Annotated in this window: 14 protein-coding genes; 6 read left to right on the top strand and 8 right to left on the bottom strand. The window is 71.7% G+C overall.

Features of this window, described 5'->3' with window-relative positions:
- The first annotated feature begins 199 nt into the window (after positions 1-199).
- The 3 genes from AB0E78_RS20825 to AB0E78_RS20835 all read left to right on the top strand — a co-directional run bounded on the left by AB0E78_RS20825 (position 200) and on the right by AB0E78_RS20835 (position 3,474).
- The gene (locus tag AB0E78_RS20825) at positions 200-1,189 is read left to right on the top strand and encodes a PP2C family protein-serine/threonine phosphatase (RefSeq protein ID WP_361834683.1); all 990 of its coding nucleotides are present in this window, start codon (positions 200-202) and stop codon (positions 1,187-1,189) included.
- A gap of 268 nt (positions 1,190-1,457) precedes the next feature.
- Positions 1,458-2,807 carry a transcriptional regulator gene (locus AB0E78_RS20830; protein WP_361834297.1) on the top strand — a complete coding sequence of 450 codons (1,350 nt, stop codon included), beginning with the start codon at positions 1,458-1,460 and terminating at the stop codon, positions 2,805-2,807.
- A 124-nt stretch (positions 2,808-2,931) separates the two neighbouring features.
- On the top strand, positions 2,932-3,474 hold the full coding sequence (locus tag AB0E78_RS20835) for an NUDIX hydrolase (protein ID WP_361834300.1): 543 nt from the start codon (positions 2,932-2,934) through the stop codon (positions 3,472-3,474).
- On the opposite strand, the gene AB0E78_RS20840 is transcribed toward AB0E78_RS20835, so the two are convergent.
- Together AB0E78_RS20840 and AB0E78_RS20845 are read right to left on the bottom strand one after the other, a co-directional pair.
- On the bottom strand, positions 3,471-3,728 hold the full coding sequence (locus tag AB0E78_RS20840) for a hypothetical protein (RefSeq protein ID WP_361834302.1): 258 nt from the start codon (positions 3,726-3,728) through the stop codon (positions 3,471-3,473). The two genes, AB0E78_RS20835 and AB0E78_RS20840, sit on opposite strands and share 4 nt — an antisense overlap.
- Positions 3,729-3,927: 199 nt before the next feature.
- Positions 3,928-4,788, bottom strand: coding sequence for a 3-hydroxybutyryl-CoA dehydrogenase (locus tag AB0E78_RS20845; RefSeq protein ID WP_361834304.1), 861 nt, complete (start codon positions 4,786-4,788; stop codon positions 3,928-3,930).
- A 180-nt stretch (positions 4,789-4,968) separates the two neighbouring features.
- Here AB0E78_RS20845 and AB0E78_RS20850 point away from each other — a divergent pair, with 180 nt between their 5' ends.
- Positions 4,969-6,201, top strand: coding sequence for a family 10 glycosylhydrolase (locus AB0E78_RS20850; protein ID WP_361834307.1), 1,233 nt, complete (start codon positions 4,969-4,971; stop codon positions 6,199-6,201).
- A gap of 36 nt (positions 6,202-6,237) precedes the next feature.
- On the opposite strand, the gene AB0E78_RS20855 is transcribed toward AB0E78_RS20850, so the two are convergent.
- Both AB0E78_RS20855 and AB0E78_RS20860 read right to left on the bottom strand, forming a co-directional pair.
- Positions 6,238-6,432, bottom strand: coding sequence for a DUF1918 domain-containing protein (locus AB0E78_RS20855; RefSeq protein WP_361834310.1), 195 nt, complete (start codon positions 6,430-6,432; stop codon positions 6,238-6,240).
- Between the two features lie 91 nt (positions 6,433-6,523).
- Entirely contained in the window at positions 6,524-7,483 is a 960-nt protein-coding gene (locus tag AB0E78_RS20860) for a DMT family transporter (RefSeq protein WP_361834312.1), read from the bottom strand.
- Here AB0E78_RS20860 and AB0E78_RS20865 point away from each other — a divergent pair.
- Positions 7,482-8,927 (top strand): PLP-dependent aminotransferase family protein, encoded by a 1,446-nt coding sequence (locus AB0E78_RS20865; RefSeq protein WP_361834315.1) that lies wholly within the window; start codon positions 7,482-7,484, stop codon positions 8,925-8,927. The genes AB0E78_RS20860 and AB0E78_RS20865 overlap by 2 nt on opposite strands.
- Positions 8,928-8,962: 35 nt before the next feature.
- Positions 8,963-9,403, top strand: a complete 441-nt coding sequence (locus tag AB0E78_RS20870; RefSeq protein WP_361834318.1) for a GNAT family N-acetyltransferase — start codon at positions 8,963-8,965, stop codon at positions 9,401-9,403.
- Positions 9,404-9,541: 138 nt separating this feature from the next.
- Here the strand turns inward: AB0E78_RS20870 and AB0E78_RS20875 are convergent, their stop codons facing one another.
- The 4 genes from AB0E78_RS20875 to AB0E78_RS20890 all read right to left on the bottom strand — a co-directional run bounded on the left by AB0E78_RS20875 (position 9,542) and on the right by AB0E78_RS20890 (position 12,845).
- Entirely contained in the window at positions 9,542-10,063 is a 522-nt protein-coding gene (locus tag AB0E78_RS20875) for a DUF6314 family protein (protein WP_361834320.1), read from the bottom strand.
- 47 nt (positions 10,064-10,110) lie between these two features.
- The gene (locus AB0E78_RS20880; RefSeq protein WP_361834321.1) at positions 10,111-11,097 is read right to left on the bottom strand and encodes an aldo/keto reductase; all 987 of its coding nucleotides are present in this window, start codon (positions 11,095-11,097) and stop codon (positions 10,111-10,113) included.
- A 131-nt stretch (positions 11,098-11,228) separates the two neighbouring features.
- The gene (locus AB0E78_RS20885) at positions 11,229-11,702 is read right to left on the bottom strand and encodes a VOC family protein (protein ID WP_361834323.1); all 474 of its coding nucleotides are present in this window, start codon (positions 11,700-11,702) and stop codon (positions 11,229-11,231) included.
- Positions 11,703-11,840: 138 nt separating this feature from the next.
- Complete coding sequence (locus AB0E78_RS20890; protein ID WP_361834326.1) at positions 11,841-12,845, bottom strand: MerR family transcriptional regulator; 1,005 nt, start codon at positions 12,843-12,845, stop codon at positions 11,841-11,843.
- Position 12,846 lies beyond the last annotated feature (1 nt).

The following is a 12,846-nucleotide window of genomic DNA, read 5'->3' on the forward strand; positions in this document are numbered from 1 at the left end:
TCTGCGCAGGCTGCGCGAATCACACGCTGAACAGGGCCTTAGGGGGGCCGTCGGCATGATCCGTATCAGGACTGGAGCTCCCCGCCGGGCGCTGCGCCGGGCGAGGGGCCGTGCCAGGCTCCGGACGAGGACCGGAAAGCGGGTGTCCCGCCTGGACCCGCCGCGGATCCGGCGTGTCCTCACGCTCGGTCTGCCCGCGGTGTGGGGTGCGGCGGCCGTCACGTACAAGCTGGTCTGTCCGCTCGCCCGGCAGGACGGCCTGGAGGCGCGGATCATCACCAGCGCGGTCTTCTTCGCGGTCGGCGCCGGTCTGATATTGCATGTCCGCGGCACGCTGCTCCGGGAGCTGCGTCAGCTCCGCGAGGTCGCGGGCGCCGCGCAGAACGCCCTGCTGCGCCCGCTGCCGCCACGCGTCGAGGGCCTCACGGTCGCCGCCGGGCGGCTCTCCGCGTCGCGCGGCGCCTCCGTCGGCGGGGATCTGTACGAGGTGGTGGCCACCGACCACGGGGTCCGCATCGTCATGGGCGATGTGCGCGGGCACGGCCTGACCGCCATCAGCACGGCCGCCGCCGTGCTCGGCAGCTTCCGCGAGGCGGCGCACGAGGAGACCGAACTGCCGCACGTCCTGCGGAAGTTGGAGCGTTCCCTCGGGCGGCATCTGCGGGAGCGGTCGCGGGCCGAGCACCCGGCGAACGGCGCTCCCGCGCCGGACAGCCCGGCGGCCGAGGAGTTCGTCACCGTACTCCTGATGGAGATCGGCCCGGACGGCGGGATGACCGCGCTCAACTGCGGCCACCCGTGGCCCTACCGCCTGAGGGGGCGGGCCGAGCCGGTCAGTGCCGGGGAGCCGCTGCCGCCGCTCGGCCCGTTCCCGCTCCCCGTCGAACTGCCGCTGCTGCACTGCGGGCCACTCCTTCCGGGGGAGGCGCTCGCCCTGCACACGGACGGCATGGAGGACACCCGGGACGCGGCCGGACGGTTCTTCCCGCTCCAGGCGGCGCTCACCGAAGCGGTGCGGGTCCCGCCGGTCGCGCCCCAGACCGTGATCCGCGCGGTGTACGCCCAACTCCTGCGCCACGCGGGCCGGTTGCCCACCGACGACGCGGCGCTCCTCGTGCTGCGCAACGACCGGCGGCGGGTGCCGGTACAGCAGGGGGAGACGGTGCGCCGGGAAAGCACCATGACGTGACGCACCGTCAACCTCCGCCGGCCATGCGCCGCCCGACCCCGCCCTGGAGTTGTCGGGCAGACGGCGGGGCGGACGGCGCCGGTGAGGGCCGCCGCACTTTTCGAGGGGGAGCCGGCGACCCGGCCGGCCTCCTATTGAGGAATCCCAGTCAAGCGTGACGGGAGTGGCGACGGCAGAGCGCACACCCCCCGGATTCGGGCGTTCCGTTCACACCCCGTGTGAAGTCACCTCTACTACGCTGTCCACACCGAGCCACCGGAGGGCCTCCATGCAGCCCAATACCCTGCTCGACGCGATCCTCGACGAGGCAGGAATCTCCCACGCGGGCCTGGCTGCCCACGTCAATCAGGCAGGGAAGAGGCGAGGCCTCGCCCTGCGGTACGAACACACCGCCGTATCAAGGTGGTTGAAGGGCCAGCGCCCGCGCGGCCAGGTGCCCGACCTGATCTGCGAGGTGCTCGCGGGGCGTCTCCAGCGCACCGTCACCCTCGACGACATCGGCCTCGGCGTGCCGGGGCTGCCCGCGGTGGGACGTGGCTCCGCGGCCTCGACCCTCTCCGGGTTCGTGGAGCGGGCCACGGCCCTGTGGCGCTCGGACGAACAGCAGCGCCCGCACCTCCTCGGCGCCCCCGCGGTCACGGGAACACCCGCGGTGATGCCCGTCTGGGAGTGGGAGAACCCGCCCGAGGACGTGGACGTCTCACGCGGCGGCAGGCACCCGGTGAGCACGGCCGACATCGACATGATGCGCGCGGCCCGCGCCCACTACGAGCAGATGTACCGCAAGACCGGCGGCATCGCGACCCGCACCCGCATCGTCGGCTTCCTCAACGCCGAGGCGGCGCCTCTGCTGCGGGGCAGCTACACCGACGAGACGGGGCGCCAACTGCACAGATCCACCGGCGGGTTGGTGGCCATCGCGGGAATCTGCGCCTATGACTCGGACGCGCACGGCCTGGCCCAGCGCTACTTCCACCAGGCGCTGCGGCTGGCAAAGGCCAGCGGGGACCGGGGACTTGGGGCCTACGTCATCGCGCTCCTGGTCAACCAGTCGCTGTTCATGCGCGAGTACCGCCAGGCGGTGGCCTTCGCGGAGGCCGCGCTGCGCGCCGCGGGGCGCGAACTCACCCCGGCCCTCGCGTCCGATCTCTACGCCATGCAGGCCAAGTCGTACGCGCACCTGGGCGACGGCAGCAGCGCGCTGTCCTGCATCCGGCGTGCGGAGGTCGCCGCCGACCGCATCCGGCGCGGGCGCGAGCCGGACGAGACCGGCTATGTCCAGCCCGGGCTCGTCAACGTACAGGTGGCGGAGGCACTGCTCAGCCTCGGCGACCTCACGGGAGCGCACGAGCATGCGGCGGCGGCGGTGGACACCCCGGCGCACGACCGGGGCCGGGTCCATCGGCTCGCCATGCTCAGCCAGATCGAACTGCGCCAGGGGAACACCGACGAGGCCGTGGCCACAGCAGTGGAAATGGCAGAACAGGCACGGGGGATGGAGTCCCAACGGCTGCGCGACCGGCTGCGGGCCGTGCGGGAACATCTGGTCCGCAGCGACTGCGCGGGCACGGCCGAGGCGGCCGAACTCATCGACGGGGCGCTGCGCGTACCCCTGTGATGCGCACCGCACGTACGACAGCGACCACCCGCGGCGCGCGCTGAAGCCCGACGCCGTTCACACGCTGCTCTGATCGCCCTCCTGCTGCGATATTGCCATCTACTCGGCGGAAGGTGGCAGAACCGTGCAGTGGACGAAACAAAGCGAACAAACTGTGTATGGAAATCGATGGTTCACGGTCAATCTGGCAGATGTGGAACTGCCCGACGGCCGTCACCTCGATCACTTCCTGATACGGCTGCGGCCCGTCGCCGTGGCCACCGTCGTCAATGAGGCCAACGAGGTGCTGCTGCTCTGGCGGCACCGCTTCATCACGGACAGCTGGGGCTGGGAACTCGCGGCAGGCGTCGTCGAGGACGGCGAGGATCTCGCCTACGCGGCCGCCCGGGAAATGGAGGAGGAGACCGGCTGGCGGCCGGGCCCGTTACGACACCTGCTGAGTGTCGAGCCGTCCAATGGGCTCACCGACGCCGTGCACCACATCTACTGGTCGGATGAGGGCACCTACATCGGTCATCCCGAGGACGACTTCGAGTCCGACCGCCGTGAGTGGGTCCCACTCAAACTCGTCCCTGACATGGTGGCCCGCGGAGAAGTACCCGCCGCCAACATGGCGGCGGCGCTACTCCTCCTGCACCACCTGCGTCTTGGCCAGGACGCGCACTAACGGCCGATGGCCTGCCAGATCGCCACGGCAAGCGCACCTACCGCCGTAAGGGCGACAAGGGCGGGCAGCGGCCATCGAGTGTGCTCGAGTGCGGTGATCCTTACGGTCAGTTCATCCTGGCTCTTGACGCTTTGCTCGTCGTGTTGGGTGAGCAACGCCAGCTGTCCGTCGACGCGGGTCAGACCCACGTCCAAGCTGCGGCGTAACTCGGCGAGTTCTTGCGGGACCACGCGATGCTCGGGGTCGGCGGTCACTGGTCCGCTCCTCTCTGTAGCTGTCGATCCCCCTGCTGCGCACAGAAAGTCAACTCGCCTGGTGGCCGGGATGGGAGAGTGTGCGAAGGGCATATGCGAGCCCATGGCGCACACGGTGTGTGAACGCCGCGGGCCCGGCACTCGATCGAGTGCCGGGCCCGCGTGCGGTGCGAAGTCCTGGATGCCGGTGTGAGCCGTGTCAGGCGTACGGGTAGAAGCCCGAGCCGGACTTGCGGCCGAGCCGGCCCGCGTCCACCATCCGCTGCAGCAGCGGGGGAGCGGCGTACAGCGGCTCCTTGTACTCGGCGTACATGGAGTCGGCGACCGAGGCGACGGTGTCGAGGCCGATCAGGTCGGCGAGCTTGAGCGGACCCATCGGGTGGGCGCAGCCCATCTCCATGCCGTTGTCGATGTCCTCGCGGCTCGCGATGCCCGACTCGAACATCCGGATCGCGGAGAGCAGATACGGGATGAGCAGCGCATTGACCACGAAGCCCGAGCGGTCCTGGGCGCGGATCGCGTGCTTGCCGAGGATCTTCTCGACCATCGACTGCGCGCGGCTGATCGTCCCCTCGGACGTCGTGAGCGCGGGAATCAGCTCGACGAGCTGCTGCACCGGGGCGGGGTTGAAGAAGTGGATGCCGATGACGGCGTCGGGGCGGGACGTCGCGACGGCCAGCTTCACCAGCGGGATGGACGAGGTGTTGGAGGCGAGGATCGCGTCCTGCCGGGTCACCACCTGGTCGAGCACCTGGAAGATCTCGGTCTTGACCGCCTCGTTCTCGACGACGGCCTCGATGACGAGGTCGCGGTCGGAGAACTCCCCGAGGTCGGTCGTGAAGCTGAGGCGGGCGAGCGTCTCGTCCCGCTCCTCCTCCGAGATCTTGCCGCGCTCGGCGGCCTTGGAGAGGGAGTTGTAGAGCCGGGTGCGGCCGATCTCCAGGGCCTCGCCGGTGGTCTCCGCGACCATCACATCCAGTCCGGAGCGGGCGCAGACCTCCGCGATCCCGGCGCCCATCTGGCCACAGCCCACTACTCCGACGCGTGCGATGTCGGGCATAGAGTCGGTCACCTCGTGCCTTTCGCTGATCAACGGGCGGGCAGGCCCCCGTATGGGTGTGGTCTCTGCCCCAGCGGTGAACGTTACTCCGGAACCTCAGGTGCATGACGTGCCGGGTCGGGCATGCTGTCCCCGACAGCACTGCGGTTCCGGCGGATACAGAGGCCAGGGGGCAAGCGGATGAGGCGTATGTCACGCCGAGGGTTCACGATTGCGGCAGCCGCGATGGTGGCGGGGCTCACAGCCGCGGGCGACGCGGCGGCCGTGCCCGAGAGGGCCCGTTCGCGTCGTGAGCTGAGGGGCATGTGGCTGGCGACCGTCGCCAACCGTGACTGGCCCTCCAAGCCCGGACTCCCGGCCGCCGAGCAGCGCGCGGAGCTGATCGGCCACCTCGACACGGCCGTACGGCGCCGGCTGAACGCCGTGGTCTTCCAAGTGCGCCCCACCGCCGACGCGTTGTGGCCCTCGCCGTACGAGCCGTGGGCGGAGTGCCTGACCGGCGTGCAGGGCAAGCATCCCGGCTGGGACCCGCTGGGCACCGCCGTGACCGAGGCGCACCGCAGGGGCCTCGAACTGCACGCCTGGTTCAACCCTTTCCGCATCGCCAACCACACGGACCCCTCACGCCTCGTCCCGACCCACCCCGCGCGGCTGCACCCCGACTGGGTCGTGCCGTACGGCGGGAAGCTCTACTACAACCCCGGTCTGCCGGAGGTGCGGCGCTTCTGCCAGGACGCGATGCTCGACGCCGTGCGCCACTACGCCATCGACGCCGTGCATTGGGACGACTACTTCTACCCGTATCCGGTCGCCGGGCAGGTCTTCGACGACGACGACGCCTTCGCTCGCTACGGCGGCGGCTTCCCGGACCGGGCCGCCTGGCGGCGCGACAACATCGACCGCCTGGTGCGCGAGATGGGTGCGCGGGTGAAGAAGGTCCGCAAGCACGTTCAGTTCGGGATCAGCCCGTTCGGGGTCTGGCGCAACGCCTCGACCGATCCGCTCGGTTCGGACACGCAGGCCGGTGTGCAGACCTACGACAATCTGCACGCCGACACCCGTGGCTGGGTCAAGAAGGGCTGGCTCGACTACATCTGCCCGCAGCTCTACTGGAACATCGGCTTCACCGTCGCGGACTACGGCAAGCTGCTGCCCTGGTGGGCCGACGTCGTCAGGGACACGGGCGTGCGGCTGTACGTGGGGGAGGCCCTCTACAAGGCGGGCGATCCCGCGCAGCCCGCCGCCTGGCAGGACCCCGCCGAGCTGTCCCGCCACCTCACGTACGCCAAGCAGTTCCCCGAGGCGCGCGGGCACGTGTACTTCTCGGCGAAGGAGGTGGGCGTGGACAAGATCGGCGCGATGGCACGCGTGGTCGCCGACCACTACCAGAAGACGGCCAAGCCGCCCCGCTGACCGGGGCTCCCCACCCGGCCCGAAGCCGGCCCGGCGTTACGGGGCCGGGTCCTGATGCCGTACGACGGTGTCGGGGCCCGGTGACAGCAGCGTCTCGTGGCCGTCCTCGAAGCGGACACGGAACGGTGGGCCGCCGTCCGCTCCCAGCACCTCGACGATCTCCGCGATCCGGTCGTGCTGCCCGACGGTCCTGCCGTGCAGCACCAGCTTCTCGCCTACGGTTGCACGCATCTGGAGCGACCTCCTCGTCCCACCCTGCGGTTGCCTTCCGTGGCCGCAAGTGTACGGCTGGTGGCGGAACCTGAGGCCCGGCCGTCAGGGTCTAGCCGCGTGCCCGTTGGGTGACCCCGATGCACACGAGGACGGCGGCGGCGGTCAGCGGCGCGGCAGGCGTGAGGTGCTCGCCGAGCAGGAAGACCGACCAGACCAGCGTGAGCAGCGGCTGCGCGAGCTGGAGCTGGCTGGCCTTGGGCACGCCGATCGCGGCCATGCCGCGGTACCAGACGACCAGGCCGAGGAACTGCGAACCGATGGCGGCGTAGAGCAGTCCCGCGGTGCTGTGCCCGGTGAGCTGGAAGGGCTCGTACTGCAGGGCGACGGCCGCCCCCGCCACGGCGAGCGGCAGGCACAGGATCAGCGCCCAGCCGATGACCTGCCAGCCCGGCATCTCGCGGGCGAGACGGCCACCCTCGGTGTAACCGGCCGCGCAGATGAGGAGCGAGGCGAAGAGGTAGAGATCGGCGGTCGACAGGGCGCCGCCGCTCTGCTGGACCGTGAACGCGATCACCGCTGCCGCGCCCGCGAGGGCGGCGGCCCAGAAACCCCGCGAGGGCCGCGCCCCGGTGCGCAGCACCGAGAACACGGCGGTCGTCAGCGGGAGCAGGCCGACGACCACGGCCGCGTGGGCGGTGGTGGAGGTCTGCAGGGCGAGCGTGGTGAGTAGCGGGAAGCCGATGACGACCCCGGCGGCGACGACCGCGAGCCCGGCCCAGTGGCGGCGGGCGGGCAGCGGAACGCGCAGGGCGAGCAGGGCGCCGCCCGCGATGACCGCGCTCAGGACGCAGCGCAGGGCCACGAACGACCAGGGGCCGATGCCCTCCAGGCCCCAGGCGGTGGAGGGAAAGGTGAGCGAGAAGGCGGTGACGCCGAGCGCGGCCATGACGGTGCCGGCGCGGCGGGAGCCATGCTGTGCGGGGCCGTGCTGCGCGGGGCCGGCACCGGTGTTTGCGGGGGCGGTGACTGCTATCCGGCTCGGGCGAGTAGCGCTATCCTGTGCTGTCATGCATGAGGGTAGCAGTGTGGCTGATTTGGCAAAACGGTTGCGGGATGAGCTGGACCGCTACTCACCTGGTGGAAAGCTGCCGTCGAGTCGGGCGCTGGTCGACCGGTTCAGGGTGAGCCCGGTGACCGTGTCGCGGGCCCTGGGGCAGCTCGCCGCCGAGGGTCTTGTCGTCACCCAGCCCGGCGCCGGGGTCTTCCGCGCCGAACCGCAGGCCGCCGCCGCACCGGCGGGCGACACCTCGTGGCAGGAGGTGGCGCTGAGCGCCGACGCGGCGACGGAGCTGGTCCCGCGCGCGGTGGACGCCTCCGGGGTCCTGGTCACGCTCGCGGCGCCGTCGCCCGGCGTCATCGAGTTCAACGGCGGCTATCTGCACCCCTCGCTGCAGCCCGAGCGCGCGATGGCGGCGGCCCTGGCGCGGGCGGGGCGGCGGCCCGGCGCGTGGGGGAGACCGCCGATCGACGGGCTCCCCGAGCTGCGGGAGTGGTTCGCGCGGGGCATCGGCGGGGCGATCACGGCCGCGGAGGTGCTGATCACCGCGGGCGGCCAGAGCGGGCTCACCACGGCGCTGCGGGCGCTCGCCCCGCCGGGCGCTCCCGTCCTGGTCGAGTCGCCGACGTATCCCGGCATGCTGGCCATCGCCCGCGCGGCGGGGCTGCGGCCGGTCCCGGTGCCGGTGGACGTGGACGGCGTACGCCCTCAGCTGCTCGCCGCGGCGTTCAAGGCCACGGGGGCACGGGTCTTCGTCTGCCAGCCGCTGTTCCAGAACCCGACGGGGGCGGTGCTCTCCGCGGAGCGCCGCCCGGAGGTCCTGCGCATCGCCCGCGAGGCCGGGGCCTTCGTCATCGAGGACGACTTCGTGCGCCGCCTCGTCCACGAGGACGCGGGGCCGCTGCCCAGGCCCCTGCAGTCCGACGACCCCGACGGGGTCGTCGTGCACGTCTGCTCGCTGACCAAGGCCACGTCGCCGAGCTTCCGGGTGAGCGCGCTCGCCGCGCGCGGACCGGTCCTGGAGCGGCTACGCGCCATCCAGGTCGTCGACCACTTCTTCGTGCCGAGACCGCTCCAGGAAGCGGCGCTCGAACTGGTCGGCTCCCCGGCCTGGCCGCGCCATCTGCGGCATGTGGCGGGCGAGTTGAAGGACCGCAGGGACGCGATGTCCGCGGCCCTGCGCCTCCATCTGCCCGAACTGGCCCTGCCGCACATCCCCGCGGGCGGCTACCTCCTGTGGCTGCGCCTGCCCGACGGCGCGGATGAGGCGGCACTGACGGGCGCGGCGCTGCGCGCGGGCGTCGCGGTGGCCCCCGGCCGCCCGTACTTCGCGGCCGAACCCCCGGCGGCGTACCTGCGGATGAGCTTCGCGGCGGTCGCGGGGGTCGGGGAGATCACCGAAGGCGTGCGCAGGCTCCGCGGCGCGTGCGACGAGGTGTGGGACTCCGCCCGCTGAGGCCGCCGGGCGGGGCGGCTGCGAGGCTTGCCGCCATGACTGACGCACCGCACACGCTGCCCGCCGGGTACGAGATGTCCACCGAGACCGCCCGCCTCGACGCCGCCCGCGTCCATCAGTGGCTCTCCACGGACGCGTACTGGGCGAGGGGCAGATCCCGCGAGAAGCAGGACCGGGCGATCGCCGGATCGCTCAACTTCGGGGTATACGAGGTGACTTCCGGCGAGCAGGTCGCGTATGCCCGTGTGGTCACGGACCACACGACCTTCGCCTGGCTCTGTGACGTGTACGTCGACCGGTCGGTGCGCGGCAAGGGCTTCGGGAGCGCGCTCGTGGCGGGGGTCAGGGACCACCTGGAGCCGTGCGGTCTGCGGCGGATTCTGCTGGCTACGGCCGATGCGCACGGCGTGTACGAGAAGGTCGGATTCAGCGCGCTCGAAGACCCGGAGAAGTGGATGGCGCTCGGCCGGCAGTGAGCGGTCGGCTTCGCGGCACCCCGGGCGGGCGCCTTCAGGGCGTAGACGAGCGCCGCCCGGACCACCGCGGGCTCGGCCACCGCGATGGCGTCCGAGGGATCCGCGCTGGGAGACGTGCCCCGGAAGCCGTGCGGATCGCTACCCGTCCGGACTTTCCGGAGACGGACGATGTGGCTGAGTCGTGTGCGGCGGTGTGGGGTCGTGTCGGGTGTACGACGTCGTGAGGATCAGGTCCTTGGCGGGGCCCGCGACCCGCCACCGCATCCGCCAGCGCTGCTCGTCGTACACCTCGAACTCGCCCCGGTAGAGGTCGAGCGCGCACGGATGGTCGGCGGTGTGCCTGCCGGTGCGCAGGTCCAGGTCGTGAAAGGGGCGGCCGTCGGCGAACAGGACGCGTGCGGTGCCCGGTCCGTCGCCCGGCAGGAAGCGCAGGGTGCGTTCGGCGGGGCGCGGGGTGCCGCGCCAGGTGAAGATGCCGGACTCGTGGTGCAGGAGGCCGCCGTCCCCGGACGCGGTGAACGCCGTCGTGCCCGAGAAGTGGCCCTCCGCGTTGCCCGCCACATCCCGCGCCGTCCGCTCCACCTGCCATGTCCCGGCCAGATACGCCAGCACGTCCGGCACGCCGTGAAAGGCCTCGGCTGCTTCATCCGGAAAGGGCATGTCCGCAGGTTACGCGGCGCCCTGCCCCGCTCTCCGCCCCGGGATGTCTACTTGTCGACGAACCCGAGGCTGTTCTCGTCGTACCGGGTCCCGGCGACCGCATCCGCGGGCGCCGCCGCGTCGATCGCCGCGAGCTCGTCGGCGGAGAGCTCGATGGCCAGCGCGCCCAGGTTCTCCGTGAGGTACTTCTCCCGGCGCGTGCCGGGGATCGGCACCACGTGGTCGCCGCGGTGCTGCACCCAGGCCAGGGCGAGCTGCCCCGCGGTGACGCCCTTCTCCTCGGCGAGCTTGTCGAGGGCGGCCACGATGGGCAGGTTCCGCTCCAGGTTCCCGTCGGCGAACCGCGGCTGCTCGCGCCGCATGTCCCCTTCCTGGAGACCGGCGACCGAGGTGTAGCGCCCGGTCAGGAAGCCACGGCCGAGCGGCGAGAACGGCACGACCCCGATGCCGAGCTCCCGGCAGACCGGCGCGATCTCCGCCTCCAGGTCCCGCGTCCAGAGCGACCACTCGCTCTGCAGCGCGGCGATCGGATGCACCGCGTGCGCCCGCCGGATCGTCCGCGCGCTCGCCTCGGAGAGCCCGAGATGGCGTACCTTCCCGGCCTCGACGAGCTCGGCCATCGCGCCGACCGTCTCCTCGATGGGCACGTCCCGGTCGACGCGGTGCAGGTAGTACAGGTCGATGTGGTCGGTCCCGAGCCGCCGCAGCGAAGCGTCGCACGCCTCGCGTACGTACGCGGCGTCGCCCCTGATCCGCGTCGACTCGCCGAGGCGGTTGGCGAAGCCGAACTTCGTGGCGACGACGGCCTGCTCGCGCCGGCCGGCCAGCGCACGGCCGATCAGCTCTTCGTTGTGCCCCGCGCCGTAGAAGTCGGAGGTGTCGAGCAGGGTGACGCCGAGGTCGAGTGCGCGGTGCAGCGTCGCGATCGACTGCGCGTCGTCCGAGGCGCCGTACGCGTGGCTCATCCCCATGCAGCCGAGTCCCTGCGCCGAGACGGTCAGTGCTCCGAGACGGCGGGTGGGAATGCTGGTCATGCCGGTACCTCCAGGTGGAGCCGAATGCCCTTTTCAGGGCGGTCGGCTCCGACCCTAGGAGTTGGAGTCGACTCCAAGTCAAACCATTTCTGCGGGCGTTGAGGCCCACGTTGAGGCCGGCGTCGCGGCGGTCACGTCCCGTCCGCCGCCGCGTACAGCGCCGCCACGTCGAGCTTCTTCATGCCGAGCATGGCCGTCATGGCGCGCTGCGCCCGCCCTCGGTCGGGGTCGGACATCAGCTCGCCCATGGCGGCGGGGACAACCTGCCAGGAGAGACCGAACTTGTCCTTGAGCCAGCCGCAGGGGCCTTCCTCGCCGCCCTCGGAGAGCTTCGTCCAGTAGTGGTCGACCTCCTCCTGGTCGGCGCAGTCGATCGTGAAGGAGACCGCTTCGTTGAAGGTGAACTGGGGGCCGCCGTTGAGCGCCAGGAACTGCTGCCCGTCGAGCTCGAACTCGACGGTGAGCACGGTCCCGGCGGGCCGCGGCCCGGCCTCGCCGTAGTAGGAGACGTTCGTGATCTTCGAGTTCGGGAACACCGAGACGTAGAACGTGGCGGCGTCCTCGCCCTGCTCGTCGAACCAGAGGCTGGGCGTGATCCGGGTCATGACTCTCTCCTGTCGTACGGCGTGGTGTGCGGCTGCCTCTATTGACCCCTGCCGCCGCGCGAACTCATCGCCGTCCGGGACCGAGTCGCCGAGTTTTTTCCCCGCGGGCCGCTTGCACGGCACCCGGGGCGAGATACGTCATCGTGCGTCGCGCAGCTGAAGGAGGTACGCCGCGGTCAGCGCGACGGCACGGTCCGTGTCGTGCGACAGCTCCACGAGGGCGCCCGACGCCCTGGCCCCCGGGATGCCCGCAAGCGCCTGGGTCAGCCGTCCGCGGGCGGGCGCTGCGGTGGTGTCGAGGGTGAGGCGGTCGACGAGCCTCGCCGCGATCTGGTCCGCCATCGCGGTGTCGCTCGCCAGCACGCTCAGCGCATCGGCCGCGTCGGTGTCGTTCCTTCCCTCCACGATCATGTCGACGAGCGTCGGGACCGCATCGGCCACCCCACGTGCCCCGAGTGCCAGAGCCGCGCACCCGCGGACCACGGTGTCGGAGTGCGCGAGGGCGTCCCGCAGGTGCGCGGCGGCCGCACCGCCGGGCATCTCGGCGAGGGACCGGACGGCGCGTTCCCGTACCGCGGCCGCCGGTGAACCGAGGCCCTTCGCCAGCAGGGCGGTGCCGCGGTCGCCCGATCGCGCCAGCGCCCATCGGAGGGCCCCGGCGACGTTCGGATCCCGCTCGCTCAGTGCCGCCTCGACCAGGGCCTCCACCGGTACCGGAACCTCGTCGACGGAGGTCAGGGCCGCGCGCTGGCGCGTGTCGGCGCTCTTGGATCCCAGCGCCTGGAGGAGCGCCACGATCTGGAGGACGTCCTCCCAGCCGGCGGGGTCCGCGGCATCGATCCGGCGCAGCCGCGTGAGCAGCTCGGTCTCCGCCGCGACGCGTTCGCGCGTCTGACGGATGAGGTCGTCGACGAGCGCTGAGGGCGTGAAGCCGGGATCGTCGAGCGCGCGGCCGATCTCGCGCAGCGAAAGCCCCAGTGACCGCAGGCTCTCGATCTGGAAGATCTGCCGGATGTCCGCCGCGGAGTACTCCCGGTAGCCGGATCCGGTACGGCCCGAAGGGCGCACCAGACCGAGCGACTCGTAGTGCCGGAGCATGCGGGCACTGACCCCGGACCGTCGCGCCACCTCACCGATCAACACG

Origin of the sequence: Streptomyces sp. NPDC032198, assembly GCF_040636975.1 — a bacterium.
Taxonomy (GTDB): Bacteria; Actinomycetota; Actinomycetes; order Streptomycetales; family Streptomycetaceae; genus Streptomyces.

What these genes read in the sequence shown, in the direction of transcription:
- AB0E78_RS20830 (WP_361834297.1), top strand. Translation starts at nt 1,458, where the DNA reads ATGCAGCCCAATACCCTGCTCGACGCGATCCTCGACGAGGCAGGAATC.
- AB0E78_RS20845 (WP_361834304.1), bottom strand. Translation starts at nt 4,788, where the DNA reads ATGCCCGACATCGCACGCGTCGGAGTAGTGGGCTGTGGCCAGATGGGC.
- AB0E78_RS20850 (WP_361834307.1), top strand. Translation starts at nt 4,969, where the DNA reads ATGAGGCGTATGTCACGCCGAGGGTTCACGATTGCGGCAGCCGCGATG.
- AB0E78_RS20855 (WP_361834310.1), bottom strand. Translation starts at nt 6,432, where the DNA reads ATGCGTGCAACCGTAGGCGAGAAGCTGGTGCTGCACGGCAGGACCGTC.
- AB0E78_RS20865 (WP_361834315.1), top strand. Translation starts at nt 7,482, where the DNA reads ATGCATGAGGGTAGCAGTGTGGCTGATTTGGCAAAACGGTTGCGGGAT.
- AB0E78_RS20860 (WP_361834312.1), bottom strand. Translation starts at nt 7,483, where the DNA reads ATGACAGCACAGGATAGCGCTACTCGCCCGAGCCGGATAGCAGTCACC.
- AB0E78_RS20870 (WP_361834318.1), top strand. Translation starts at nt 8,963, where the DNA reads ATGACTGACGCACCGCACACGCTGCCCGCCGGGTACGAGATGTCCACC.
- AB0E78_RS20875 (WP_361834320.1), bottom strand. Translation starts at nt 10,063, where the DNA reads ATGCCCTTTCCGGATGAAGCAGCCGAGGCCTTTCACGGCGTGCCGGAC.
- AB0E78_RS20880 (WP_361834321.1), bottom strand. Translation starts at nt 11,097, where the DNA reads ATGACCAGCATTCCCACCCGCCGTCTCGGAGCACTGACCGTCTCGGCG.
- AB0E78_RS20885 (WP_361834323.1), bottom strand. Translation starts at nt 11,702, where the DNA reads ATGACCCGGATCACGCCCAGCCTCTGGTTCGACGAGCAGGGCGAGGAC.